This is a genomic window from Shewanella sp. VB17, from assembly GCF_013248905.1.
Lineage (GTDB): Bacteria > Pseudomonadota > Gammaproteobacteria > Enterobacterales > Shewanellaceae > Shewanella.
Genome location: NZ_JABRVS010000001.1, coordinates 1,451,511 through 1,476,286 on the forward strand (window position 1 = coordinate 1,451,511; position 24,776 = coordinate 1,476,286).

Genomic DNA, 24,776 nt, shown 5'->3' on the forward strand with positions numbered 1-24,776 from the left:
ACGGGTGTATAGAAACAACCTATATGCGGCAGCAAGCTTCGCGTGTCTCGTTCTGTGATTGATAATGCAATCTACAGTAACTGAGATCACTTTGTTTGATATAGTGAAGATGTTTAGCATCAATGGCTATTGGTTAGAGAAGTATCCCATACACAGAACGTCACCCGTTAAGGTGGTCTGTGTATGTGGCCCTAAATACGTAGCACCTAATGACAAGCAGCAATAGAGCGGATTATTTAACCGTGTTAACGCCATCTGGGGTACCGACTAACAGAATATCTGCTCCGCGTTTAGCAAATAAGCCGTTAGTCACCACGCCGACGATTTGGTTGATCTGTTCTTCAAGTTTCTTGGGATCCATTATTTTCATGTTGTATACATCAATAATAATATTACCGTTATCAGTGAGCACTCCATCGCGGTATACAGGATCTCCACCTAATTTAACCAATTGGCGTGCAACATATGAACGCGCCATAGGGATAACTTCAACAGGCAGTGGGAACTCACCTAAAATATCCACTTGTTTGGTGTTATCAACAATACAGATAAACTTAGCAGCAACGGCTGCGACAATTTTTTCACGAGTCAGTGCGGCTCCCCCGCCTTTGATCATGTCCATATGGCCATTGATTTCATCTGCGCCATCGATATAAACAGAAATTTCATTGACAGAATTAAGATCAAACACAGGGATCCCAAGGGCTTTCATTTTTTGTGTTGATGCTTCAGAGCTAGACACTGCACCTTCAATATCGGCCTTCATTGTTGCTAGGGCATCGATAAAGTGATTGACGGTAGAACCTGTGCCAACACCCACTATACTGTCACTTTCTACGTATTTAAGTGCTGCCCAACCTGCGGCTTTTTTCATTTCATCTTGTGTCATACTAGCTTCCTGTAGGGGGACTTAGTAAAATATTGTTTATACTCAAGTCACTTAAATATTCTTAATTCAGTGGCTTGAAGTCGCTTGGGTATATTATACCTTTGTAGAATCGTAACTTCAGTATTATCCTCGCATTTTTAACGCTATTTTGTGGGAAATAACGCTGTCATTCGACTTAATGAGATAATCGGTTTCTATTCGTTTGAATAACCATTTTTTAGACGCCATTACATTAAATGTGCAGTGGATCACTTGTAGGAGTATTTATGGCTGGAGCGAGCTTACTGACATTGCTGGATGATATTGCGACTATTTTAGATGATGTTGCTTTGATGAGTAAGGTTGCGGCGCGAAAGACGGCTGGAGTAATAGGTGATGACCTAGCGCTTAACGCGCAGCAAGTTGCTGGTGTTAGTGCCGACAGAGAGCTGCCGGTAGTATGGGCTGTTGCCCTAGGCTCGTTGAGGAATAAATGTATTTTAGTGCCAGCAGCGTTGCTTATTAGTGCGATTATTCCTCAAGCTGTTATGCCTCTGCTTATGTTTGGTGGACTATTTCTTTGCTTTGAAGGCTTTGAGAAGCTCCACCATAGTTATGTCCAAAAGGGCATAAAGCAAGTTGATGAGGGGCAAGATATTATTCTAGTCGTTGATGATTTAGCTGCTTATGAAAAGGAAAAAATTCAAGGTGCGATCCGTACTGATTTTGTCTTGTCAGCTGAGATCATCGCGATCACTCTGGGTATTGTGGCTGATGCTAGTTTTCTGATTCAAGTATTCACTTTGTCTTTCATTGCGTTAGTGATGACGATTGGCGTCTACGGTTTAGTGGCTGGAATAGTTAAATTGGATGATCTGGGCTTATATCTAAACAGAAGAGAGGGTGGGGGCTTATTGACTCGATTTGGACGTTGGTTTGGCGCCTGTTTAGTCAATACTGCTCCTTATCTGATGAAAGGGCTGACTGTGGTTGGTACTGTGGCTATGTTTATGGTTGGTGGTGGCATTTTAACGCATGGTTTGCATGCGGTGAGTGAGCTGTTTATTGATGTCGCTAGTTTAGTGGCAGGGCTAGCCGTTGTTGGACCTGTACTTTCCTTCATTACTCCTAGTCTGCTTAATGCATTATTTGGCGTTATTGCTGGTGCGTTGGCATTGGTGTGTGTGTCGGTGATCCATAAAGTACGCAGTAAATAGTTTTTTTCAACCTGTAAGCTTAAGGTATGCGAGTCTGATTAGAGTATGGGTGACGTGAGTTTATTTATTTTATAAGTATTAATAATCTTTTTAAATCAAGTTCTTTAGTATAAAAAATAATATAAAGTATGTTCCAATAGGCAGTTTTTCACTTTAAATAGAGCATCAATCGCATTGTTAGTTTAAAATGTTGCTCCCAAATCTGGTAGGTGCTGAATAAAGCTATTTTTGTGGCGAGCTCACCTACCTTACATTATATGAACAACAAAATGAGAATGGTTCGATGTCAGATAAACGATATATTACAGCTCAAGAGCTACTTGAGGATTCATTTCGCTTAGCAGCACAAGTATATGAGAGCGGTTTTCGTCCACAGTTTATTGTTGGTATTTGGCGTGGTGGTGCTCCAATTGGTATCGCAGTTCAAGAATATTTTGATTTCAAAAAGGTTGAAACCGATCATATTGCGGTGCGTACTTCGTCTTACTACGGCATTGGTACAGATAAGCAAAATAAGCAGATCAAAGTACACGGTTTACATTATATTGTTGAGAACGCTAATGCTGATGATGGTTTATTAATTGTTGATGATGTTTTCGATTCAGGTCGTAGTATTCATGCGCTTAAAGAAAATTTGAGTGATTTAATGCGATTAAATATGCCTAAAGATATTCGTATTGCTTGCCCTTATTACAAGCCTAAAAATACTGCAGTGGCGCTAAAGCCTGACTACAGTATCCATGAGTCTGATGAGTGGCTGGTTTTCCCTCATGAAGTTTCGGGGCTAACTCCTGATGAAATTGCTGAAGGTAAAGGGGATCTAAAAAACATTCAAGCGCTTTTTCTTCAAGGTAAATAGAGAGCACTTTATGGTGATTTTTACCGGATCATATCGCACTGACTAGCTAATGGCTCTATTTTGAATATTTATCAAATAAGGGCCGATTACACTGTTCCATTAACGGACTAGAGGCTCGGTCACTTTTTAACATATTTATCCCAATTTTTTGACAGCGCTTGATGGCTCACCCTAGAGGAAACTATTGATATATTGGCTATGACCGTGTCTAAGTCCTTATCAAGTCACATAATATTAATCATATTAAATATTTAAGCAATTTTGTATTCTTCTCTTACTTATTATCAATTTTTACTATACTTACGTTCGTAAATTATTTTTTTACGGTCATTGGATCGTCGTCTGTACTGTACTTAGAGAGCTTTTGATAGAATCAGAGTCATTAGTTGCTAGTTTATGTGTGTCTATGGGGGGGAGAAAATGCGATTTGTTCATAAAATAGTGATTGCAGTGAGTTTGATTTTAACTTTATCTCTAGGTTCATTATCGACTTATCAATATATTAAAATTAAAGGTCAATTAGAAGAACAAGTCACGAGTAGTGTGGCTGAGCTTGCTGGTTCAATGACAAGTAACATTGAAGCAGTGATGTTTGAAAAAGCGAATCTAACGGCTTATGCGGCGTCTTTATTACAGGCAGATTTTTCTGATGAGCACTTCTTAGATATTCTAAATCAACCTGTGATAAAGCAACATTTTATCTTAGCTGGAATGGGTCTTGATACCGGTCATTTTGTTGGCAATGATCCAGCTTGGGATCCAGGTTCTAGTTATGATCCGCGTAAAAGAATGTGGTATCAAGAAGCTCAAAAACAAGGCAAGCAATTATTTACTGAGCCTTATGCGGATGCAACTACTGGAGATATCTTGGTATCTGTTTCTGCTCCATTATTTGAAAATGGCCAATTTAAAGGGGCATTGTTTACTGATGTGAGTCTGGAAAGTTTGGCTAAAATTAGTAATGAAGCTCATTTGTTTGATGCTGGTTATGCCTTTATTGTTGGTAAAAAAGGTAATTTTATTGCTCATCCTGATGTCACACAAAATGGGCAATCGATGAGTAAATTTTTTGGTGAAGCATTAGACACTACAACAGCATTTAATGAAGTCACAATCGATGGACGAGTGCATATTGTAAACTTTAGTCCGCTGTCAGGCTTAGATTGGACTTTAGGCATCGTGTTGAATGAAAGTATCATATTTGCTGCCGCAAGTGAGTTAAGAAATGATGCGATTTTGTATTCACTGTTGTCTTTGGTGATGGCAACCCTGCTTATCAGTGGGATCATTAGTCGTTTGATGAAACCCTTGGAAACGTTAAATAAAGCGATGGCAGATGTTTCAACAGGAGATGGGGATCTTACTCGAAGATTGAGTACAGACTCCGATGTAGAATTTGCTACTCTAGCGAGTAATTTTAATAGTTTTGCTGTCAAGCTTCAGGAAATCATTCAAAAAGTTAAAGCGATCGGTGGAGAAGTGAATGTAAGCTCTGAGAGTATGCTTTTGGGGGCTAGTTCAGCGACAAAAGCAATGGGGCTTCAGACACAAGAAGTAGAGATGCTCGCAACGGCTATGCATGAGATGGCAATGACGGCTTCAGAAGTAGCACAGAATGCTCAAGGTGCAGCCACTGCGGTACAAGAAGCTGATAATGCCGTGACAGACGGCACTAAAGCAGTATTAGAAACCACAGAGTCAATTGAACATCTGTCTGTACAGATAGAGAAAGCAGTTGTTGCCGTTAAAGAGCTTGAAGCCGATACGGTTAGTATAGAGTCAATATTAAGTGTGATTAATGAGATTGCAGGTCAAACGAATCTGTTAGCACTTAATGCAGCGATTGAGGCTGCAAGAGCTGGAGAGTCTGGTAGAGGATTTGCAGTTGTTGCAGATGAAGTTCGTAGTTTGGCTGCACGTACTCAAGAGTCAACTTCAGAGATAAAAGAGAAAATAGAGAAGCTACAATCTGGGGTTGCTTGTGTGGTGAGTGTGATGGCTGAAAGTCGGAATACGACAGTGACAACAGTTGAAAAGGCTAAGACTGCAAATGATACGTTAAATGATATCCGTAGAAGTATTGAAGAAATCACCGATATGAATCTACAAATTGCTGGTGCAGCGAAAGAGCAAAGCCATGTAGCTGAAGAGATGAATAAGAATACCACTAATATTAGGGATTTTTCTCAGGAGGTTGCTGAGAATGCAGAGCAGTCAAGAATTTCTGCCAGTGTACAACTTGAACATGTCAAAGAGCAGGAAGGTTTGTTGAATCAATTTATTGTCTAAATCTAGAGTTAGTCATTAGTCATGTAAAAATACCCGCAGTGGCGGGTATTTTTATAAGGCGTCACGTCATTTGTTATTGCTTTGTGAAATATCTATAAAAGAATAGGATAAGCAAGAATGATGACCATATCAGGATTGGCCATTGTCCCCATTTAGAAAACGCTGTCGCACCTTTCATTAATGGGATCTCAGCCATGAGAACACCAGACTGAAACTGTGGTAGTTGATGAGTAATATTTCCACGTTCATCGACTACAGCAGTTACGCCGTTATTGGTTGCCCTGACTAACGGGCGACCTAGCTCAATTGAACGCATTTGGGCTATCTCCATATGCTGTAATGGTCCGTTCGAATGACCAAACCACGCGTCATTAGATACAGTGAGAAGGAGTTCTGTATCTGCATTAACGTTTGCTCTTAATTGTTCAGGGAATGCAATTTCAAAACAGATGGCTGGGGCAATTTTGTGACCAATGACAGTTAAGTTTGTTTGTTGATATTCGCCTCTGCTAAAGGATGACATGGGGAGATTAAAAAATGGGGCTATGGGTCTGAGTAAGGATTCAAAAGGAACGTATTCACCAATAGGTAACAAGTGGTGTTTGTTGTATTTATTGCTATTTTCTATTGAACCATCAGTTAAGCTTTGTTCTGATGTGTCATCCTCTCCAAGTACAATCAGTGAGTTATAAAAGTCATCTTGTTGTTTACTAATGATGCCTGTAATGATGGCTGTATTGTTTAGGATTGCGACTTTTTTGGTATTATCAAGAAAATCTGCCACGATAGATTCAGGAGCTGGGATCGCAGATTCCGGCCAAATAAATATATCGGTATCAGTAAATTCTGGACGAGAGAGATCCATATATTTAAGCATCGTAGGCCACAATGTTTCTGGTTGCCATTTCATGCTTTGTGAAATGTTACCTTGTACTAAGGTGACTTTAATTGTTCCACCTTTAGGCTCAACAGTTGAGAGCAGAGGACTTAGGTAAGTTCCAATGGCTAAAAGAGGCACTAAAACAGCTAGGCTGTACCAGCGTTTTTGTAAACACAGTGCCAAGGCACCTGCTAGCATTGCGATAAGATAACTCAGCCCCAGCCCCCCGATAACACTGGCAATATCCTTTATCGGCCCTTCTGTTTGAGAGTAACCCGCCCATAACCAAGGAAATCCAGTTAGAACCCAGCCTCTTGCCCATTCAGTAAGTGTCCATAGTGCTGGAAAAAGAAGAATATTTCTTGTAAACGCAGTTTTGGGTGATAGCTTTTGTAATAAATAACCAGCTAATGCTGGGTAAAGTGCCAGATAAAAAGCCAGAATAGCCATTAATCCTATGGAAGCGACGAGTGGAAGTCCACCAAATTTGTCGATACTGACATGGACCCAGCTTATTCCCACTGAGAAACAGCCAAAACCAAAACTCAGCCAAAAAGTAGCACTTTCTTTTGGCGATAATATTCTGCTTATATGCAGGGCAGATGCCATGGCGATCAAATAGACTGGCCATATTGAATAGGGAGCAAAAGACAGTGCAGTACTGGCACCTGCAAGGTATGCCAGTATCAGACGTATTTTAGGACAATGGGCAAATGCCCGAAGTTTATTCAGCATTTAAGCCTCATCATAAAAGTCTACCGAGTTTTAAAAAGTGCTATGCGCTTTTCTCTTCGGTATTAGGATCGGGGAGCTTAACTCTAAGTTGCAGCAATCGACGTGTATCTGCATTAATAACTGTAAATTCAATGTCATCGATAATCACCTTCTCATTACGCTCTGGTAGGTGTCCAAAGGCATGAGAGACTAAACCGCCAACTGTATCGAACTCTTCGTCACTAAATTGGGTATTGAAGGCATTATTAAAGTCTTCAATTGGCATTAACGCTTTGATCATATAAACAAAGCTACTGACTTTACGTACTTCAGTTTCTTCTGAGGAGTCATGATCAAATTCATCTTCGATTTCACCCACAATTTCTTCGAGAATATCTTCAATGGTGACCAGTCCAGAGACTCCACCATATTCATCGACGACGATTGCCATATGATATCTTTGGGAACGGAATTCTTTGAGAAGTACTTCTACTCGCTTACTTTCAGGTACCACGACGGCCGGCCGGATAACTTGCCCTAGTGAGAAAGGCTCATCATTGTTTTTAAACCCATATGGGAGTAAGTCTTTTGCAAGTAAAATACCTTCAATGTGATCTTTATCTTCGTTAATCACAGGGAAACGAGAATGGGAAGTTCCTATGACAGTAGAGAGTAGTTCAGTTACTGAATCATCTATTTGCAGCGCCACAATCTGCGCTCTGGGGATCATAATGTCCCTAACTCGTAGATCTGATACTTCTAAGACGCCTTTAATCATCTCTCGTGTATCTTCGGATATCACTTCACGCAGTTCTGCATCGTGGATCACTTCAACAAGATCATCGCGACTTTGGGGGTCGCCCTGAAACAACTGACTTACTTTCTCTAACCAGCTCTTTTTCTGGGCGCTGGTACTCGGTGGGATATCATCACTCATAGTTTTTCTCAGTCTAAAACATTTAGCATTGTATTGCTAAATATTGACCTGTTACAGCTCCTTGTATGGATTGTTAAAACCTAAGCTTTCAATAAGTTGAGTCTCTATTGACTCCATTTCTTCAGCTTCGGCATCGTTAATATGATCATACCCTAGCAGATGAAGACAACCATGTACAATCATGTGAGCCCAATGTGCTTGCAATGACTTGTTTTGTTGTATTGCTTCGTGTTCAACAACCGATGCACAGACGACTAAATCACCAAGTAAAGGGATGTCTATTTCTGGCGGGGCGTCGAATGGGAATGAAAGAACATTGGTTGGTTTATCCTTACCTCTATAGGTATGATTAAGCTGCTGACTTTCTATCACATCGACAATACGTATTGTTAATTCAGCTTCTGTCATTGTGTTTTTGAGTGCGGTTAGCACCCAAAGTTCAACGTTTTCTTGTGTGGGTAGACTATCGTTGTCAGTCGCTATTTGAAGATCCAGCTCTAGCTTAAAATCTGTGCAAAGGTGACTCATTTTTCTGCTGTTTCCTGTCGTTTTTGTTGATTATCATGCTTAGGGTTAACTATTTGAGCACGCTGTTCATATTTTTCATAAGCTTCAACTATTTTGCCGACAATGGGATGACGAACGACATCTTTTGCTTGAAAAAAATTAAAACTGATCTCTTCGATTTCACTTAATACTTCGATAGCGTGGCATAGTCCTGATTTTTGATGTTTAGGCAAATCTATTTGAGTGATATCACCCGTGATCACTGCATGAGAATTAAAACCAATGCGAGTTAAAAACATTTTCATTTGTTCTACGGTTGTATTTTGACTTTCATCGAGAATAATAAATGCGTCATTGAGCGTGCGGCCGCGCATATATGCCAGTGGGGCCACTTCGATTATATTACGCTCTATTAAGTGCTCAACTTTTTCAAATCCTAGCATTTCAAACAGTGCATCATATAATGGACGCAGATAAGGATCTACCTTTTGGCTGAGATCGCCTGGTAAAAAACCAAGCTTTTCTCCGGCTTCAACTGCGGGACGAGTTAGCAATATACGGCGTACTTGTTGGCGCTCTAATGCATCGACTGCAGCAGCCACTGCTAGATATGTTTTTCCTGTTCCCGCAGGCCCTATACCAAAACTGATGTCATGGTTGATAATATTGGTAACATAATGGTTTTGGTTTGGATTACGAGGTTTAATGACACCTCGCTTTGTTTTTATATAGAGATCTTTATCATTTTTCGGTAATTCAACCTCATGGTTTACCGCCTCTTGAATCGCAAGGTGTACACGTTCAGGTTCTAGATCAGGTGTACTGCCTTTGAGAGATTGAGTTTCGACATAAAGCGTTTTAAGTAAATTATTTACGCTTAAGCAGATTTTTGGCTCACCTACAATTTGAAAATGATTATTTCTATAGCTAATTTCAACACCCATTCGGCGTTCTAATTGTTTAATGTTGTCATCGTAAGGTCCGCACAGAGATAATAAACGTCGAGTATCAGCAGGCTCAAGGTACAAAGTAAGCGTGGTTAGCTTGTTAGACAAAAACAACTCCAAATGGGCGTAAACTTATACTACAGTTTACGAGTGAAATAGGACAATTGCTAATTCTATTTATGAGTAAACAGTGATTCATTAGATAAAAAAAGCGGCATAAATTGTGCCGCTTTTCTCATTGAATGTGTATTAAGGAATATACTGAGTAACACCTATTTCATCATCTTTTTTATGTTTTGCAACAATATCCGAAGGTTGCAGGGAACGACGAAGTGCCATTTCATCTTCGCCACAAATAAAGATACCTCGTAGCGAGTTGGTATATACATCGACAATCTCTACGTCAACAAAGCTGCCTATATGTCTAGGATCGGCTTCGAAATTAACAACGCGACTATTTTCAGTACGTCCTCTAAGTTCCATGGGGTTTTTGACCGAAGGTCCTTCGACTAAAATACGCTGAACAGTGCCTAACATTTGGCGACTATAACGCATGGCTTGCTGGGTGATCCTGTCTTGTAAAATAGCTAAACGTTCTTTTTTTTCATCGAGGCTCACATCATCAGGTAGATCTGATGCCGGTGTGCCTGGACGTGCGCTGTAAATGAAGCTGAAGCTATGATCGAACTGAATATCTTCGATTAATTTCATTGTGTCTGCAAAATCTTGCTTAGATTCGCCGGGGAAACCTATGATAAAATCAGAGCTGACTTGTATGTCTGGGCGTGCTTTGCGCAGGCGACGAATAATAGATTTATATTCGATAGCCATGTGACCACGTTTCATCTGAGTTAGAATTCTATCAGAACCTGATTGTACCGGTAAATGAAGAAAACTAACGAGTTCAGGCGTGTCTTCATAAACATCAATAATATCTTGCGTAAACTCAATTGGGTGGCTGGTGGTAAAGCGTAATCTGTCGATCCCATCGATCGCAGCAACATAACGAAGCAGCTCTGCAAAGGTACAGATGTCATCGTCATGGGTTGTACCACGATAAGCATTAACATTTTGGCCTAATAGATTGACCTCACGTACACCTTGTTCTGCAAGTTGCGCGATTTCAAGAATAATGTCGTCTAGTGGACGACTGACTTCTTCACCACGAGTGTAAGGTACAACACAAAAAGAACAATATTTACTGCATCCTTCCATGATAGAAACAAATGAACTTGGACCATCAGCACGTGGTTCAGGTAGGCGATCGAATTTTTCAATTTCAGGGAAACTGATGTCGATAACGGCTTTGCCCCCATGTTTGATTTGATCAATCATCTCAGGTAAACGGTGTAATGTTTGAGGGCCGAAAATTAAATCTACGCATTGGGCGCGATCTTTAATGACTTGACCTTCTTGTGAAGCAACACAACCGCCTACTCCAATAATGAGATTTGGTTTTTTGTCTTTTAATTTTTTCCAGCGCCCAAGTTGATGGAACACTTTTTCCTGAGCCTTTTCACGAATAGAACAGGTATTTAGCAAGAGAATGTCGGCCTCTGCAGGATCGTCTGTTAGCGTATATCCTTTATACTCATCCATTAGATCGGCCATCTTTGATGAGTCATACTCATTCATCTGACAGCCCCAAGTTTTAATATGGAGTTTTTTACTCATCAGTTTACGTCACTCTTGGAACCACGGGAAAAATAGCGCAACATTTTACCTCTTGAACAAGGTACTGACCAGCTTTTGGGCTTTTTTATTGAAAAATATCTATTTCGAGCCAACTTTTTTCTTTGTTATGGCTAATTTGTTACTGAAAACGGTGAGGTTTTGCTCATTTTTATCATGATGGAATAAGAATATTCATCGATATTGACTCTGTTGAGTACTCTAAAATAGACTGATATTTCCGTCGGATATTGATATAGGGCATAATCTATCTCAGTTTACGTGGGGTAATTGTTTGAGATACGTATGGTGAATTGTCAATATTTCTGTCATCACAGTTAACGGTTTAAATTCTGATAAAAAGAGATGTTAGTATGGGGAGCCAATCGTGAATGAACCACAAGTTAAGGTTATAAGCAAAGATGTCGTCATCCTTGGTGGAGGCATGATTGGCGCAGCTACAGCTATTGGTTTAGCGCAGTTAGGGTTAAATGTTGCTGTTATCGAAGCATTTCAGCCCAAGGCTTATAGTGATAAGCAAGCAATCGATATTCGCGTTTCGGCAGTGAGTGTAGCGTCGGAAAATTTACTGGATCGTCTCGGAGCCTTAACACCGCTAACTCAGATGAGAAGAGCGGTATATTTAGGCTTGGAAACGTGGGAAATAGATGGTGTTATGGCCCAATTTCATGCTGATCAAATCGGCATGACTCATCTTGGTCATATCGTTGAGAATCGCCTCATTCAGTTGGCGCTTTGGCAACAATTTGAGGCTTTTGATAATATCGAATTATTATGCCCTATTACGGTTGAACGTTTTAGTCGTAGAGATAAAGCCGTTCAACTTCATCTTCATGATGGACGTTGCATAGAGGCGGCGTTACTCGTAGGGGCTGATGGAGCTAACTCACAAGTTAGACAGTGGGCAGGGATTGGATCAACAGGTTGGGATTACGCCCAATCTGCCATGCTAATCAACATTAAAACAACTCAATATCACGATGTCACTTGGCAGCAATTTACCGCAAATGGACCTCGTTCATTATTACCATTACCGGGCAATAATGCCTCTTTAGTTTGGTATGATGATGCGAGTCGAATTGCACAACTTTCTCAAATGAATAATCAGGCACTAGCCGAACAAATCAAACAACATTTTCCAGCTAGATTAGCTAGGGACTTTGAGGTGTTGCAACAGGGCAGTTTTTCACTTAGTCGACGCCATGCACAGTCTTATTACGCCGATAATCTGGTGATCTTAGGCGATGCAGCCCATACAATTAACCCATTGGCTGGCCAAGGCGTTAATATTGGCTTTAAAGATGTTGATGCCTTAATTTCCATGGTTGCGTCTAAGATTTGTCAAGGTGAGTCTTGGTGGGAAGAGGAAGCTTTGGCTTCATATGAAAAAAGCCGTTATAAAGATAACCAACTAATGATGACGGCAATGGATGTATTCTACGCAGGGTTTAGTAATGAAATTTTGCCATTGAAGTTAATACGAAATGTGGCCCTAAAAGTAGCAAATATTAACTCTCCCATTAAAAAACAAGTGCTTAAGTATGCTATGGGGCTTAAATAAAAGGTTAATTTTCTTATCGTTTGTTGACTTGAGCATAGAGTGTTAAAATGCCGCGTTTTATCGGTACCTCATTTTAAGGTTGGCGAGTATGTCGAGGTTAAAATGTTTTTTGTTATAAATCGTAACTAACGAAAGAATAGACAGTATGAGTAACATAAAACTGATAGTTGGACTTGCAAATCCAGGTGAAAAGTATGCATACACTCGGCACAATGCTGGTGCATGGTACGTACAAGAGTTGGCTAGAGTGTGCAGCGCGACGTTAACCGCTGATAGTAAATACTACGGCTTAACGGCTAGAGTGACTTTACATGGAAAAGACGTGCGTTTGCTTATACCGTCAACATTTATGAATTTAAGTGGTAAATCTGTCGGGGCGATGGCTAACTTTTTCGGTATCGAAGCTGATGAAATTTTAGTTGCTCATGACGAATTGGATATGGAGCCTGGTATTGCCAAGTTTAAACTTGGAGGTGGACATGGTGGCCATAATGGTTTGCGGGATATCATCGCTAGCTTGGCAAATGACAAAGGATTTTACCGACTTCGTATTGGTATCGGTCATCCAGGTGATAAAAATCAAGTCAGTAACTATGTTTTGGGTAAAGCGCCAGCAGTAGAGCAGACAGCGATTGAAACCATTATTGATGAGGCAGTGAGATCAACAGAAGTGCTATTTAATGATAGTATGGCTAAGGCCATGAACCGACTGCATTCCTATAAGATTTAAAAGTAATAAATGCCTCTTTACCTCATTCATTATGTGTGATTAAAGTTGGACCAAATTTGATTAAGTCGCTTGTTGCGGCTTTTAATAAGTAACTTAACTAACGAGTGCTATTGTTAGTTTGTAATTGATATTAAAGGTAAACAATATGGGTTTTAAATGTGGCATCGTAGGCTTGCCAAACGTAGGTAAATCAACCTTATTCAATGCATTAACTAAAGCAGGTATTGAAGCCTCTAACTTTCCTTTTTGTACTATTGAGCCAAATACCGGCGTCGTACCTGTGCCGGATGTTCGTTTAGATGAATTAGCCAAAATTGTTAATCCTGAGCGTATATTAGCCACGACAATGGAGTTTGTCGATATTGCAGGTCTCGTTGCTGGCGCTTCTAAAGGCGAAGGACTCGGTAATAAATTTTTAGCTAATATCCGCGAAACAGATGCGATTGGTCATGTGGTTCGTTGTTTTAATGATGACAATATTGTTCATGTAGCGAATAAAGTTTCACCTGCTGATGACATTGAAGTGATTAACACAGAATTAGCATTAGCAGATCTCGATTCTTGCGAGCGTGCTATTATGCGTCAAGCCAAACGAGCTAAAGGTGGTGATTCAGAGGCTAAATTCGAAGTTACAGTGCTTGAAAAGATGCGTCCAGAGCTTGACCAAGGCAATATGTTGCGTTCAATGGACCTCAGTAAAGAAGAATTGGCTGCAGTAGCCTACTTAAACTTTTTGACACTTAAACCGACGATGTATATTGCTAATGTTGCTGAAGATGGTTTTGAAAATAACCCTCATTTAGATATTGTTCGTGATATTGCTTTGAAAGAAAATGCAGTCGTTGTTGCTGTTTGTGCTGCGATAGAGTCCGAACTTGCAGAAATGGAAGTTGAAGAGCGTGAAGAGTTTATGGCCGACCTTGGTCTAGAAGAACCCGGTTTAGATCGCGTGATCCGTGCGGGTTATGACTTATTAACTTTGCAAACATACTTTACCGCTGGTGTTAAAGAAGTACGGGCGTGGACTGTTCCAGTCGGAGCAACAGGACCTCAAGCAGCAGGTGTTATTCATACTGATTTCGAACGTGGTTTTATTCGTGCACAAGTAATGGCCTATGATGATTTTATTACCTATCAAGGTGAGGCTGGTGCAAAAGAGGCTGGTAAACTAAGAGTTGAAGGAAAAAGTTATATCGTTAAAGATGGAGATGTGATGCATTTCCTCTTTAATGTATAATATTATCGTGTAATTAGTTTTGCTATCTGCGTTCAAGACGGCTTAATGAGTGATTGAGTCGTTTGTTATGTTTAGTTTTTAACTAATGTTAATATTTATTGAATACAGAGATTGGAAGGGCGTTAAATTGAGTATCTAGCCATCATTTTGGTGAAGTTATAGCCGAACGATTGTGAACATTAAGAATAGCGAAAAAAGCTATTGACCTCGATGAGCTGAATAAGCATAATACGCCCCGTTCCTCAACAAGAGAGGAAAAGAAACAATGGCAATATAGCTCAGCTGGTTAGAGCACAGCATTCATAATGCTGGGGTCGCAGGTTCAAGTCCCGCTATTGCTACCATCTTACTCTAAGATATAAAACAAGAGTTACAGTAATATTTTATATTGATGTCTGATATCAAATTTTTGTTACTGTCATCTAAATCAAGATGTAAATTATGATAATCAGTGCGGGAGTGGTGGAATTGGTAGACACGCCAGATTTAGGTTCTGGTGCCGTAAGGTGTGAGAGTTCAAGTCTCTCTTCCCGTACCATTATTAAAACAATATGCTTAGCATATTGTTGAAAAGTTAGATTGGGATATCGCCAAGCGGTAAGGCACCGGGTTTTGATCTCGGCATTCCCAGGTTCAAATCCTGGTATCCCAGCCATTTTAAAACGTTATTTGGCAATATAGCTCAGCTGGTTAGAGCACAGCATTCATAATGCTGGGGTCGCAGGTTCAAGTCCCGCTATTGCTACCATCTTCTCTAGATATAAAACAGAGCAATGCAGTTTTTGTTGTGTTGATGTTAGACACGTCAGATTACTAACTGACATCTATATCAAGATGTAAATTATGATATTCAGTGTGTGAGTGGTGGTGTTGATGTTAGACACGCAAGATTGCTAACTGTCATCTATATCAAGATGTAAATTATGATATTTAATGCGGGAGTGGTGGAATTGGTAGACACGCCAGATTTAGGTTCTGGTGCCGTAAGGTGTGAGAGTTCAAGTCTCTCTTCCCGTACCATTTTAAAACAAGATGCCTAGTGTCTTGTTGACAAGTTAGATTGGGATATCGCCAAGCGGTAAGGCACCGGGTTTTGATCTCGGCATTCCCAGGTTCAAATCCTGGTATCCCAGCCATTTTTTATCTTGATGTTTAAATAACATTGCCTTGTATTTATAGCAATATAGGCAATATTTAAATTTGAGTGAAATCTGTCTATGCAGCTAAAATTTAAATCAAGCTCTAAATTGTTTGGAAATGTAGAATAGATACAATGCGGGAGTGGTGGAATTGGTAGACACGCCAGATTTAGGTTCTGGTGCCGTAAGGTGTGAGAGTTCAAGTCTCTCTTCCCGTACCATTTTAAAACAAGATGCCTAGTGTCTTGTTGACAAGTTAGATTGGGATATCGCCAAGCGGTAAGGCACCGGGTTTTGATCTCGGCATCCCCAGGTTCGAATCCTGGTATCCCAGCCATTTTTACGTTAACGTTAGATATACAATATCTTATACGTTTCATCTATATCAAGATGTAAATTATTATATTCAGTGTGAGTGGTGGTGTTGATGTTAGATACGCCAGATTGCTAACTGTCATCTATATTAAGATGTAAATTATGATATTCAGTGTGTGAGTGGTGGTGTTGATGTTAGACACGCCAGATTACTAACTGTCATCTATATCAAGATGTAAATTATGATATTTAATGCGGGAGTGGTGGAATTGGTAGACACGCCAGATTTAGGTTCTGGTGCCGTAAGGTGTGAGAGTTCAAGTCTCTCTTCCCGTACCATAATTAAAACAATGTGCAGGTATGTTGTTGACAAGTTAAATTGGGATATCGCCAAGCGGTAAGGCACCGGGTTTTGATCTCGGCATCCCCAGGTTCGAATCCTGGTATCCCAGCCAAATATAAAAAACCCGTCTTTTGACGGGTTTTTTATTGGATTGAATTTAATAAGTTAAAATAATCCGACTTCCCTATAGAAGATTAGATAGGATAGAGAGTTTAATGCTATTGTTAATAATGTATAAAAAAAATGTATTTTAGACATAAAAAAACGCACTCATGAGTGCGTTTTTTATTGGTATTCAGTCATAAAGCTTAGTGTTTGAACATAGCGGATATGGATTCTTCGTTGCTGACGCGACGAATAGCTTCAGCCATTAAGGTCGACATTGTTAACTGAGTAACTTTATCAAGTGCCTGAATTTCTTTACTTAGAGGAATAGTGTCTGTCACTATCACTTCATCGATCACAGATTCGGCAATGTTCTTAGCTGCATTACCAGAAAATACAGGGTGTGTCGCATAAGCAAATACTCGGTTTGCCCCATGTTCTTTTAATGCTTCAGCCGCTTTACACAATGTGCCACCAGTATCGATCATATCATCAACGATAATACAGTCACGTCCTTGTACATCACCAATAATATGCATAACCTGTGCAACATTCGCTTGAGGACGGCGTTTATCGATAATAGCGAGATCTGAATCATCAAGCAGTTTAGCGACAGCACGTGCGCGAACAACACCGCCAATATCTGGAGATACGACAACAGGATTTTCAAGTTTCTTATCTAACATATCTTCAAGTAGCACAGGGCTACCAAATACGTTATCAACAGGTACATCGAAGAACCCTTGGATTTGCTCAGCGTGAAGATCACAGGTAAGTACGCGGTCAACTCCTACGCTAGAGAGAAAGTCTGCTACAACCTTAGCTGTAATAGGCACACGGGCGCTTCTAACGCGACGATCTTGACGAGCGTAGCCGAAATAAGGGATAACGGCTGTAATACGTCCAGCAGAAGCACGACGAAGTGCATCAACCATTACGATAAGTTCCATTAGGTTATCGTTAGTCGGTGCACAAGTAGATTGAATGATGAAGACATCCGCACCACGTACATTCTCGTTTATCTGGACACTGATTTCACCATCACTGAAAACGCCAACATCTGCGTCTCCTAGTTTACAAAATAGACGGTCAGCTATTTTCTTAGCGAGATTTGGTGTTGCGTTACCAGCAAAAAGTTTAATGTCAGGCACTGTATCAACCTCAGGCGTATGCTTCATTTAATGGCTGGGACATATAGACTGCCCCAGAAGTGTCCTTTAAAGCTGCGCTAAACGCAGCTCTAAAGGTGATATGTTTGTCCCTTTAGTAACAAAGCCCGCCATGCTGTTTGGCAATTTAGCCAAGGCATCTAGTGCTTGTTGCTGAAGCTCGAATTCCCCGAAAACACAAGCACCTGTTCCCGTCATTCTAGACGGCGCATATTCTATCAGCCAGTCCAATGCTTTGGCAACTTGAGGGTATCTTTTTACGACAAGTTCTTGGCAGTCATTTTGCCATTTACTACTCATTAATGTATTGAGATCCAATTTAGGAGTATTACGCGGCAGATCAGGATCTTGAAATATCGAAGCTGTAGAGACATGGACATCGGGTGTCAAAATTAGATACCAATATTCTTGTGGTGAAACGGGAGTAAACTCTTCCCCTACACCTTCTGCAAAAGCGGATAAACCTTTAACAAAAACAGGGACATCAGCACCAAGTTTTAATCCTATTTGAGCCAGTTCTTCTCGGCTTAATTGCGTTTTCCATAATGCATTTAAGGCAACTAAACAGGTAGCAGCATCTGATGAACCTCCGCCTATTCCTCCCCCCATTGGAAGGCATTTATTAAGCCATATTTCAGCACCTTTTTGTGTTCCTGATGTTTCTTTGAGCAATTTTGCGGCACGCAGAATTAAGTTATCTGTATCGGCGACAACATCATTAATATGTGAATGGAGCGTTAATGTTGAGTTCTCTGTGATTTTAAAATCCAATACATCGCCATATTCAACAAATTGAAACAGAGTTTGAAGTTCGTGATAGCCGTCTTCACGCCTATGATTGACGTGTAAAAAAAGGTTTAATTTAGCAGGTGCAGGCCAGCCGAGTGATATGTCATTGCTCATTTAGAGATCTTCTGGTTATATGCAGGTGCTGCCTTGGCCGCTAGCGCTTGCCAATGGTTGATCTGTATCTTAAGTTTAAGCTGGCTTTTTGTCAGTTGTAATAATTTTGGTAATTGGGCGCCACTTTGTTTTTGCCAACTTTTGAATGTGACTTGCCATGGCGGTGAATCACTTAAAGAAAGGAGTACGTTGGGTCTTAATTGTTCATCTTGGCTGATGATTTTATCATTGTTATCCGCTTGGCCGGTTATCCATAGAGGCAAAGAATCGACTGGAATAGACCAACCAGTGATTTCAGTTAGCAACTTTTGGGCATCGTTATGCTCATAGACCTTACCATCAACCTCTAATTTTGCTATACCTTGTCTTGTCGTTAAAGACAGCACCGTGGTACCCAACATGGTGGTGAGTTTTAATTCATTGCTGTCTGGTGTATGTAGCCAATAGAGATTAGCACTTACTTTGCTATCGGGAGTGTTAACGGCAAGTTTACCTTGCATTTCCCAAGATGGTGCTTGTGATACATGATTAACCTGTATGGGAATGAGGTTATCGGGGATTTTTGTCGCACAAGCTGAAAGTAAAGATGCGCACAATATGATCCCGAAAAGCTTGATTTTTGTGAAGTAGCTCAAATTATTCATCTATTGCTGCTAGTAGATAGTTTCCTATGATACGAGGGCCTGATGAGATTACAATCTAAATCAATAAATTTACTCAATTCCTTGCTGTATCAAGTTTATGAGTCTTTTTGTAAAAGCTTTTATCGCCGTTTAAAGGGGTCTTAATTGTAAAAATGGATAAGAATTGAGATTATTATTCGGTTTTGTTACGCATATTCTGTTTTTAGTGAGTTCAATTCAGTAGAATGGATCATAAATGAGATGCCTAGAGACTAAAACGAGTCAAATGAGCCTTGTAGCAATTGGTATTAATCATAAAACAGCCACGATTGATTTACGTGAAAAGGTTGCTTTTTCTCCTGATGAAATTCATGAAGCAATGAAGAGTCTGGCGAAATGCACCAGGACTGGTGAAGCTGTGATCATATCAACCTGTAACCGTACAGAACTTTATACCAACACTGGTGATGAGGCTGAGGTTATTCGTTGGTTTGAAAACTACCACCAACTTACCCATGAACAAGTTGAGCCCTATTTATATAAGTTCGAGGGGCAGACGGCTGTAAAGCATTTAATGCGCGTCTCTTCAGGGTTGGATTCATTGATTCTAGGTGAACCTCAAATCTTAGGGCAAGTAAAACAGTCTTTTGTTAAAGCGAAAGAAGCTGGCTCTATTGCCATTACTATTGACCGTTTGTTCCAAAATACGTTTTCGGTTGCCAAAAAAGTGCGCACAGAAACAGAGATTGGTGCTGCTGCTGTGTCGGTTGCGTTTGCTGCTGTGAGTATGGCAAAGCATATTTTTTCATCAATCACCTCAACAAAAGTGTTGCTGATTGGTGCGGGAGAAACGATTGAGTTAGTTGCCAGACATCTAAAAGATAATGGTGTTGCTAGTATGGTGGTGGCAAATAGAACCCTTTCACGAGCTGAAAGCATGTGTCAGGAGTTTGCTGCCAAGGCGATTAAACTGGAACAGATACCAGATTATCTCGCTCAGGCCGATATCGTGATATCATCCACCGCGAGCCCTTTGCCTATTATAGGAAAAGGGATGGTAGAAAAAGCGCTTAAGCAGCGTCGTCATCGACCTATGTTGTTAGTAGATATAGCCGTTCCTCGAGATATTGAAGCTGAAGTTGCTGATCTTGATGATGCTTTTCTCTATACCGTTGATGACCTGCAAAGCATTATTGAACAGAATATGGCCTCACGAAGAGAGGCTGCCGAGCAAGCTGAGATCATTGTTGAAGATGAATCACATCTTTTTATGGAGTGGCTGCAATCGCTAGAGTCGGTTGATAGCATTCGTGAATACCGTACCCAAAGTATGGCGATAAGAGATGAGCTAGTTGAGCGTGCGATTAATAAGTTAGCTCAGGGAGGAGACAGTGAGCAACTATTACTCGAACTGGCCAACAAGCTAACCAATAAATTGATCCATGCGCCAACTCAAGCCTTAACAGCAGCAAGTCGTCAAGGTGACTTGAATAGCATTGGTCAGCTCAGAAGCGCGCTCGGACTAGATAAAAATTAAGGTTACGTTTTAATGAAGGATAGTGTGATTCGCAAGCTTGAAGGCTTGCTTGAGCGTAATGAAGAAGTGTTAGCTTTGCTTAGCGATGCGAGTGTTATCGCCGATCAAGAACGTTTTCGTGCGTTGTCTAAAGAGTATTCTCAGCTTGAAGATGTAGTGAAACACTTTACCGCCTTTCAATTGGCAATGGATGATCTCGCCGCGGCGAAAGAAATGCTCAATGATGATGATCCAGAGCTAAAGGAAATGGCTCAGGATGAGATGAAAGAAGCAAAGTCGGTACTAGAGAGGCTAGAAGATGAGCTTCAAATTTTACTCCTTCCTCAAGATCCTAATGATAATAATAATGCATTCATTGAGATCCGTGCCGGTGCCGGTGGTGATGAGGCGGCTATTTTTGCCGGTGATCTTTTCCGCATGTATAGCCGTTATTGTGAGTCTAGTCGCTGGCAATTAGAAGTGATGAGTGCCAATGAAAGCGAACAAGGAGGTTTTAAAGAAGTCATTGTTAAAGTGTCTGGTGAAGGGGTTTACGGTAAGCTTAAATTTGAATCTGGTGGGCATAGGGTACAACGTGTACCAGAGACTGAATCTCAAGGTCGAGTTCATACTTCAGCATGCACTGTTGCCGTACTGCCTGAAGTGCCTGAAGCGGATGCGATTGAAATAAACAGTGGCGATTTAAAAGTCGACACTTTTCGAGCATCGGGAGCGGGGGGACAACACGTCAACAAAACGGACTCCGCTATTCGTATTACCCATATACCATCAGGTATTGTCGTCGAATGCCAAGATCAACGTTCTCAGCATAAAAACCGGGCCCAAGCCATGAGCGTGCTATCAGCACGTATTCAAGCCGTTGAAGATGAAAAGCGTCGTAGTTCAGAAGAAAGCACTCGCCGTAATCTCGTAGGCAGTGGTGATCGCTCTGAGCGTATTCGTACATATAACTTTCCTCAAGGCCGTGTAAGTGATCACAGAATCAATCTAACTCTGTACCGTTTAAACGAAGTAATGGAAGGTGAGTTAAACGTGATTATCGAGCCGCTAATGCTAGAGAATCAAGCTGATATGTTAGCGGCGTTAGCTGAAGATTAATCTGAGAGGGTTAATTACTTAATCAGCTTTTTAAACAGGCTTTTACATTAAGGACATCATTTGTACCAGACACTATCTGAGGCCCTAGCGTGGGCCTCACCTCAATTGCTTGATGTTTCTGATACACCTAAGCTTGATGCTGAGGTGATGTTGCTGCATATCATACATAAACAACGGGGTTATCTTTATACTTGGCCTGATGAGCGTTTAACATCGGAACAAATAGACGATTACACCAAGATGGTCGCCAGACGTTTGCTCGGTACACCAATAGCCCATATTGTTGGTGAGCGTGAGTTTTGGTCACTGTCTTTTATGGTTAATCCGACGACATTGATCCCTCGGCCTGATACCGAGATTTTAGTTGAAACAGCGTTAAATCTACCTTTAGCTGAAACCGCTAAGGTATTAGATTTAGGCACGGGAACGGGTGCTATTGCCCTGTCTTTGGCGTACGAAAAGCCTTTATGGCAGATAACCGCTGTTGATAACATTATTGAAGCGGTTGCATTGGCTAAAGCGAATAGAGCACATCTGAAACAGCCACAAGTTGATATTATTCAAAGTGATTGGTTTGATTCAATTAGCTATTACGATTTTAGTCTTATAGTGTCTAATCCTCCTTATATTGATGAAGCGGATGCACATCTCGAAGAAGGTGACGTGAGATTTGAGCCTCACAGTGCTTTGACTGCATCTGAGCATGGATTTTCTGATTTATATCATATAGCCAGTTGTGCTCGTGATTATTTGACGCCAGGGGGCTATTTATTGCTAGAGCATGGTTTTGCACAAGCAATACAAGTAAGAGATAAGATGATTGAGCTAGGCTATAAAAATGTCGCCACAGTGCGAGATTTTGGTAGTAATGACCGTTGCACACTGGGTCGTTGGCCAAGATAGTTTTTTAACGCATTCGTTTAACAATAACGCCATGGATATTTTCATTCTCATGGCGTTTTTATGAACAAGGAAGTGGTATGATTAAAAAAGTAGGCAATCGAAAAGGTGCCATTGTCGGATCTGTTGATCTTAGTGGGATCCGTATCTTAAAGGGAGTTGAGATACTGAAATTGTATCAATTTAACACTCATACTGCTAAACACTATTTTTGTTCAAACTGTGGTATTTACACCCATCACCAACGTCGTTCAAATCCTACAGAATACGGCTACAATATTGCTTGTCTTGAGGGGGTTAATCCCTTTGATTTAGAAGACGTGGTGACAAATGACGGTGTTAATCATCCTTCAGATAGATCTGTTTTATGATTAATTGCACTCATTGTATTAAATGTAAGGTCAATGCAGAGACTTTTAAACTTTTTTAATTCAAAGCGTTATTTACTCAATGCATCTTCAAATACACTTGGATGTTGTGCTTTAGTGCTATAAAATCGATAACATAATCGTTATTATGGGCAGTAAATATGGATATTAAAATTGTACTCAACGGTCACATTGATGAATCTGAAGTGATTGAGTTATACCGAGCCAATGAATGGTCATCAGCTGATAAAGCAGAGTGGCTAATTCCAGCGCTGCGAAACTCTCATACACTTGTTACAGCAAGACTTTCAGGAAAATTGGTTGGTGTGGGCAATGCTATCTCTGATGGCTATCTGGTGGTGTATTATCCTCATATGTTGGTTCATCCCTCAAATCATGGTCATGGCATCGGCCGTAAAATGATGCAGGCGATGCAATCGGTATACAGTGGTTTTCACCAACAAATGCTAACTGCTGATGGTGAATCTATCGATTTTTATAAAGCGCTAGGCTTTGAGCGTGCGGGTAACACAGTGCCTATGTGGGTATACGCAGGGACAGAACATTAATCGATAGTCAATTCAGTATAGGCTGTTGCATCGCCACTGTCTCATCAGTAAAGAGTTGTATCAATGATAAAAGTAGGTGTGGTAGGTTATGGCTATTCTGCAAACACATTTCATATACCATTAATTGAGTCTACAGTCTCAATGCGGTTGACTGGCATCAGCAGTACGAAATCGAGTATTGTAAAAGTTAGCCATCCATCAGTAACCCTATTTGATTCAGCAGATAAATTAATCACCAGCGGAAATATTGATCTGGTGATTATTACTGCACCAAACCATGTGCATTTTAGGTTAGCCAAATTATGCTTAGAAAGTGGCGTGCATGTTGTTGTAGAAAAACCGATGGTAACGACGAGTGCAGAAGCGCAAGAGCTAGTCTCTATTGCTAAAAAGCGTGCTCTAGTATTATCCGTGTTTCACAATAGGCGTTGGGATGGTGACTTTTTAACAGTACAAAAATTATTGAAAAATAATTCATTAGGTGAAATTAAATACTTTGAATCTCATTATGATCGCTTTCGCCCAACGGTTCGCCAGAGGTGGAGAGAAGAACCAGGCCCTGGTAGCGGTATTTGGTATGATTTAGGATCTCACTTGGTAGACCAAACCATAACGCTTTTTGGTTTACCACAGGCATTAACAGCACGATGTTTATCGTTAAGAAATGCTTCAAAAACCACTGACTATTTCCACGTACAACTGCATTATTCTGAACATGAAGTCGTGCTTCATGCCAGCTCGTTTACCGCAGCACCCAATAGTCGATTTCGACTTGAGGGGAGCAAAGGTAGTTTCATTAAATATGGATTTGATCCCCAAGAAAAGCAGTTGCAAAATGGTTTGATGCCGGATCAGTTAGGCTATGGTGTTGAGGAAAAAGCACAATACGGCAGCCTATATGGTGAAACTTCGGTTGAACCCATCGAAACTGAGATGGGGTGTTACCAGCAGTATTATCAAGGTATAGCGAGTGCAATTAATATTGGCAGTCGTAATCCGGTTAATCCTATTGATGCCGTTAACGTGTTAACAATACTTGAATTGGCAGAGATGAGTAGCCGTGAGAGGAAAACCTTGCCAGTATGGGGGCACAAGCGATAATCGTCACTTCTTTTAACATGAAAACTGTGACAAGTGTTGATGGTGAGCCTGCTGGTGAAAAAAATGTGCTAACGGGAAAAGCGATCCACTTTCAGTGAATGTTCAGCGTGGAAGGCTGATGAGTTGTTAGTAAGTATCTGAAATGTTGTATTTTGGCTTAACTTTTGT

General features: G+C 40.6%; 21 protein-coding genes, 10 tRNA genes and 1 pseudogene. 23 read left to right on the forward strand and 9 right to left on the reverse strand.

What is annotated here, in order from left to right:
* Positions 1 to 64 precede the first annotated feature (64 nt).
* Positions 65 to 226: a hypothetical protein gene (locus HQQ94_RS06115; RefSeq protein WP_173293592.1), complete on the forward strand. Its 162-nt coding sequence runs from the start codon at positions 65 to 67 to the stop codon at positions 224 to 226.
* A gap of 6 nt (positions 227 to 232) precedes the next feature.
* Here the strand turns inward: HQQ94_RS06115 and rpiA are convergent, their stop codons facing one another.
* Positions 233 to 889, reverse strand: coding sequence for a ribose-5-phosphate isomerase RpiA (gene rpiA / locus HQQ94_RS06120; protein ID WP_173293593.1), 657 nt, complete (start codon positions 887 to 889; stop codon positions 233 to 235).
* 266 nt (positions 890 to 1,155) lie between these two features.
* Here rpiA and HQQ94_RS06125 point away from each other — a divergent pair, with 266 nt between their 5' ends.
* From HQQ94_RS06125 to HQQ94_RS06135, 3 genes are all read left to right on the forward strand, one after another.
* Positions 1,156 to 2,085, forward strand: coding sequence for a DUF808 domain-containing protein (locus HQQ94_RS06125; protein ID WP_173293594.1), 930 nt, complete (start codon positions 1,156 to 1,158; stop codon positions 2,083 to 2,085).
* 283 nt (positions 2,086 to 2,368) lie between these two features.
* Entirely contained in the window at positions 2,369 to 2,944 is a 576-nt protein-coding gene (locus tag HQQ94_RS06130) for a phosphoribosyltransferase (RefSeq protein ID WP_173293595.1), read from the forward strand.
* Between the two features lie 420 nt (positions 2,945 to 3,364).
* Entirely contained in the window at positions 3,365 to 5,233 is a 1,869-nt protein-coding gene (locus tag HQQ94_RS06135) for a methyl-accepting chemotaxis protein (RefSeq protein WP_173293596.1), read from the forward strand.
* Between the two features lie 73 nt (positions 5,234 to 5,306).
* Here HQQ94_RS06135 and lnt read toward each other — a convergent pair whose 3' ends face one another.
* The 5 genes from lnt to miaB form a co-directional block, all read right to left on the reverse strand.
* Complete coding sequence (lnt, locus tag HQQ94_RS06140) at positions 5,307 to 6,848, reverse strand: apolipoprotein N-acyltransferase (RefSeq protein WP_173293597.1); 1,542 nt, start codon at positions 6,846 to 6,848, stop codon at positions 5,307 to 5,309.
* Positions 6,849 to 6,888: 40 nt separating this feature from the next.
* On the reverse strand, positions 6,889 to 7,764 hold the full coding sequence (corC, locus tag HQQ94_RS06145; RefSeq protein ID WP_173293598.1) for a CNNM family magnesium/cobalt transport protein CorC: 876 nt from the start codon (positions 7,762 to 7,764) through the stop codon (positions 6,889 to 6,891).
* 51 nt (positions 7,765 to 7,815) lie between these two features.
* A complete protein-coding gene (gene ybeY / locus HQQ94_RS06150; RefSeq protein ID WP_173293599.1) occupies positions 7,816 to 8,292 on the reverse strand; it encodes an rRNA maturation RNase YbeY in 477 nt (158 codons plus the stop codon).
* On the reverse strand, positions 8,289 to 9,326 hold the full coding sequence (locus tag HQQ94_RS06155; protein ID WP_173293600.1) for a PhoH family protein: 1,038 nt from the start codon (positions 9,324 to 9,326) through the stop codon (positions 8,289 to 8,291). The genes ybeY and HQQ94_RS06155 overlap by 4 nt, the downstream gene beginning before the upstream one ends.
* Positions 9,327 to 9,467: 141 nt before the next feature.
* Positions 9,468 to 10,892, reverse strand: coding sequence for a tRNA (N6-isopentenyl adenosine(37)-C2)-methylthiotransferase MiaB (gene miaB / locus HQQ94_RS06160; protein WP_173293601.1), 1,425 nt, complete (start codon positions 10,890 to 10,892; stop codon positions 9,468 to 9,470).
* 442 nt (positions 10,893 to 11,334) lie between these two features.
* Between miaB and HQQ94_RS06165 the strand changes: the two genes are divergently transcribed.
* From HQQ94_RS06165 to HQQ94_RS06225, 13 genes are all read left to right on the forward strand, one after another.
* Entirely contained in the window at positions 11,335 to 12,471 is a 1,137-nt protein-coding gene (locus HQQ94_RS06165) for an FAD-dependent monooxygenase (RefSeq protein WP_217274131.1), read from the forward strand.
* Between the two features lie 145 nt (positions 12,472 to 12,616).
* Positions 12,617 to 13,201 (forward strand): aminoacyl-tRNA hydrolase, encoded by a 585-nt coding sequence (gene pth, locus HQQ94_RS06170; protein ID WP_173293603.1) that lies wholly within the window; start codon positions 12,617 to 12,619, stop codon positions 13,199 to 13,201.
* A gap of 145 nt (positions 13,202 to 13,346) precedes the next feature.
* Entirely contained in the window at positions 13,347 to 14,438 is a 1,092-nt protein-coding gene (ychF, locus tag HQQ94_RS06175; RefSeq protein ID WP_173293604.1) for a redox-regulated ATPase YchF, read from the forward strand.
* Between the two features lie 267 nt (positions 14,439 to 14,705).
* A tRNA-Met gene (locus HQQ94_RS06180) sits at positions 14,706 to 14,782 on the forward strand.
* A 109-nt stretch (positions 14,783 to 14,891) separates the two neighbouring features.
* Positions 14,892 to 14,976 (forward strand) — tRNA-Leu (locus tag HQQ94_RS06185).
* Positions 14,977 to 15,018: 42 nt separating this feature from the next.
* A tRNA-Gln gene (locus HQQ94_RS06190) sits at positions 15,019 to 15,093 on the forward strand.
* Positions 15,094 to 15,109: 16 nt separating this feature from the next.
* A tRNA-Met gene (locus tag HQQ94_RS06195) sits at positions 15,110 to 15,186 on the forward strand.
* Between the two features lie 187 nt (positions 15,187 to 15,373).
* Positions 15,374 to 15,458, forward strand: a tRNA-Leu gene (locus HQQ94_RS06200).
* 41 nt (positions 15,459 to 15,499) lie between these two features.
* Positions 15,500 to 15,574: transfer RNA gene (locus HQQ94_RS06205), tRNA-Gln, on the forward strand.
* A 139-nt stretch (positions 15,575 to 15,713) separates the two neighbouring features.
* Positions 15,714 to 15,798: transfer RNA gene (locus HQQ94_RS06210), tRNA-Leu, on the forward strand.
* Positions 15,799 to 15,839: 41 nt separating this feature from the next.
* A tRNA-Gln gene (locus HQQ94_RS06215) sits at positions 15,840 to 15,914 on the forward strand.
* Positions 15,915 to 16,146: 232 nt separating this feature from the next.
* Positions 16,147 to 16,231: transfer RNA gene (locus HQQ94_RS06220), tRNA-Leu, on the forward strand.
* A gap of 41 nt (positions 16,232 to 16,272) precedes the next feature.
* Positions 16,273 to 16,347: transfer RNA gene (locus tag HQQ94_RS06225), tRNA-Gln, on the forward strand.
* A gap of 196 nt (positions 16,348 to 16,543) precedes the next feature.
* Here the strand turns inward: HQQ94_RS06225 and HQQ94_RS06230 are convergent.
* The 3 genes from HQQ94_RS06230 to lolB all read right to left on the reverse strand — a co-directional run bounded on the left by HQQ94_RS06230 (position 16,544) and on the right by lolB (position 19,056).
* The gene (locus tag HQQ94_RS06230) at positions 16,544 to 17,491 is read right to left on the reverse strand and encodes a ribose-phosphate pyrophosphokinase (RefSeq protein ID WP_173293605.1); all 948 of its coding nucleotides are present in this window, start codon (positions 17,489 to 17,491) and stop codon (positions 16,544 to 16,546) included.
* Between the two features lie 66 nt (positions 17,492 to 17,557).
* Positions 17,558 to 18,412: a 4-(cytidine 5'-diphospho)-2-C-methyl-D-erythritol kinase gene (gene ispE / locus HQQ94_RS06235; RefSeq protein WP_173293606.1), complete on the reverse strand. Its 855-nt coding sequence runs from the start codon at positions 18,410 to 18,412 to the stop codon at positions 17,558 to 17,560.
* Positions 18,409 to 19,056, reverse strand: coding sequence for a lipoprotein insertase outer membrane protein LolB (gene lolB, locus HQQ94_RS06240; RefSeq protein ID WP_173293607.1), 648 nt, complete (start codon positions 19,054 to 19,056; stop codon positions 18,409 to 18,411). Before lolB ends, ispE begins: the two co-directional genes overlap by 4 nt.
* Positions 19,057 to 19,321: 265 nt before the next feature.
* Between lolB and hemA the strand changes: the two genes are divergently transcribed.
* The 6 genes and pseudogenes from hemA (at position 19,322) to HQQ94_RS06270 (ending at position 24,608) form a co-directional block, all read left to right on the forward strand.
* On the forward strand, positions 19,322 to 20,572 hold the full coding sequence (gene hemA, locus HQQ94_RS06245; RefSeq protein WP_173296541.1) for a glutamyl-tRNA reductase: 1,251 nt from the start codon (positions 19,322 to 19,324) through the stop codon (positions 20,570 to 20,572).
* A gap of 12 nt (positions 20,573 to 20,584) precedes the next feature.
* Positions 20,585 to 21,670 (forward strand): peptide chain release factor 1, encoded by a 1,086-nt coding sequence (gene prfA / locus HQQ94_RS06250; RefSeq protein WP_173293608.1) that lies wholly within the window; start codon positions 20,585 to 20,587, stop codon positions 21,668 to 21,670.
* A 60-nt stretch (positions 21,671 to 21,730) separates the two neighbouring features.
* The gene (prmC, locus tag HQQ94_RS06255; RefSeq protein WP_173293609.1) at positions 21,731 to 22,573 is read left to right on the forward strand and encodes a peptide chain release factor N(5)-glutamine methyltransferase; all 843 of its coding nucleotides are present in this window, start codon (positions 21,731 to 21,733) and stop codon (positions 22,571 to 22,573) included.
* A 98-nt stretch (positions 22,574 to 22,671) separates the two neighbouring features.
* Positions 22,672 to 22,941 (forward strand): annotated as a pseudogene (locus HQQ94_RS06260) (GFA family protein); the annotation flags it as partial.
* Positions 22,942 to 23,099: 158 nt separating this feature from the next.
* Complete coding sequence (locus HQQ94_RS06265; protein ID WP_173293610.1) at positions 23,100 to 23,507, forward strand: GNAT family N-acetyltransferase; 408 nt, start codon at positions 23,100 to 23,102, stop codon at positions 23,505 to 23,507.
* 63 nt (positions 23,508 to 23,570) lie between these two features.
* Positions 23,571 to 24,608: an oxidoreductase gene (locus HQQ94_RS06270; RefSeq protein WP_173293611.1), complete on the forward strand. Its 1,038-nt coding sequence runs from the start codon at positions 23,571 to 23,573 to the stop codon at positions 24,606 to 24,608.
* Positions 24,609 to 24,776 lie beyond the last annotated feature (168 nt).

Bases quoted from the DNA above. Each gene is read 5' to 3' on its own strand.
- HQQ94_RS06125 (WP_173293594.1), top strand. From the start codon at position 1,156: ATGGCTGGAGCGAGCTTACTGACATTGCTGGATGATATTGCGACTATT.
- HQQ94_RS06135 (WP_173293596.1), top strand. From the start codon at position 3,365: ATGCGATTTGTTCATAAAATAGTGATTGCAGTGAGTTTGATTTTAACT.
- hemA (WP_173296541.1), top strand. From the start codon at position 19,322: ATGAGCCTTGTAGCAATTGGTATTAATCATAAAACAGCCACGATTGAT.
- lolB (WP_173293607.1), bottom strand. From the start codon at position 19,056: ATGAATAATTTGAGCTACTTCACAAAAATCAAGCTTTTCGGGATCATA.
- ychF (WP_173293604.1), top strand. From the start codon at position 13,347: ATGGGTTTTAAATGTGGCATCGTAGGCTTGCCAAACGTAGGTAAATCA.
- HQQ94_RS06130 (WP_173293595.1), top strand. From the start codon at position 2,369: ATGTCAGATAAACGATATATTACAGCTCAAGAGCTACTTGAGGATTCA.
- lnt (WP_173293597.1), bottom strand. From the start codon at position 6,848: ATGCTGAATAAACTTCGGGCATTTGCCCATTGTCCTAAAATACGTCTG.
- ybeY (WP_173293599.1), bottom strand. From the start codon at position 8,292: ATGAGTCACCTTTGCACAGATTTTAAGCTAGAGCTGGATCTTCAAATA.
- prfA (WP_173293608.1), top strand. From the start codon at position 20,585: ATGAAGGATAGTGTGATTCGCAAGCTTGAAGGCTTGCTTGAGCGTAAT.
- corC (WP_173293598.1), bottom strand. From the start codon at position 7,764: ATGAGTGATGATATCCCACCGAGTACCAGCGCCCAGAAAAAGAGCTGG.
- ispE (WP_173293606.1), bottom strand. From the start codon at position 18,412: ATGAGCAATGACATATCACTCGGCTGGCCTGCACCTGCTAAATTAAAC.
- HQQ94_RS06265 (WP_173293610.1), top strand. From the start codon at position 23,100: ATGGATATTAAAATTGTACTCAACGGTCACATTGATGAATCTGAAGTG.
- rpiA (WP_173293593.1), bottom strand. From the start codon at position 889: ATGACACAAGATGAAATGAAAAAAGCCGCAGGTTGGGCAGCACTTAAA.
- HQQ94_RS06270 (WP_173293611.1), top strand. From the start codon at position 23,571: ATGATAAAAGTAGGTGTGGTAGGTTATGGCTATTCTGCAAACACATTT.
- HQQ94_RS06115 (WP_173293592.1), top strand. From the start codon at position 65: ATGCAATCTACAGTAACTGAGATCACTTTGTTTGATATAGTGAAGATG.
- miaB (WP_173293601.1), bottom strand. From the start codon at position 10,892: ATGAGTAAAAAACTCCATATTAAAACTTGGGGCTGTCAGATGAATGAG.
- pth (WP_173293603.1), top strand. From the start codon at position 12,617: ATGAGTAACATAAAACTGATAGTTGGACTTGCAAATCCAGGTGAAAAG.
- HQQ94_RS06165 (WP_217274131.1), top strand. From the start codon at position 11,335: ATGATTGGCGCAGCTACAGCTATTGGTTTAGCGCAGTTAGGGTTAAAT.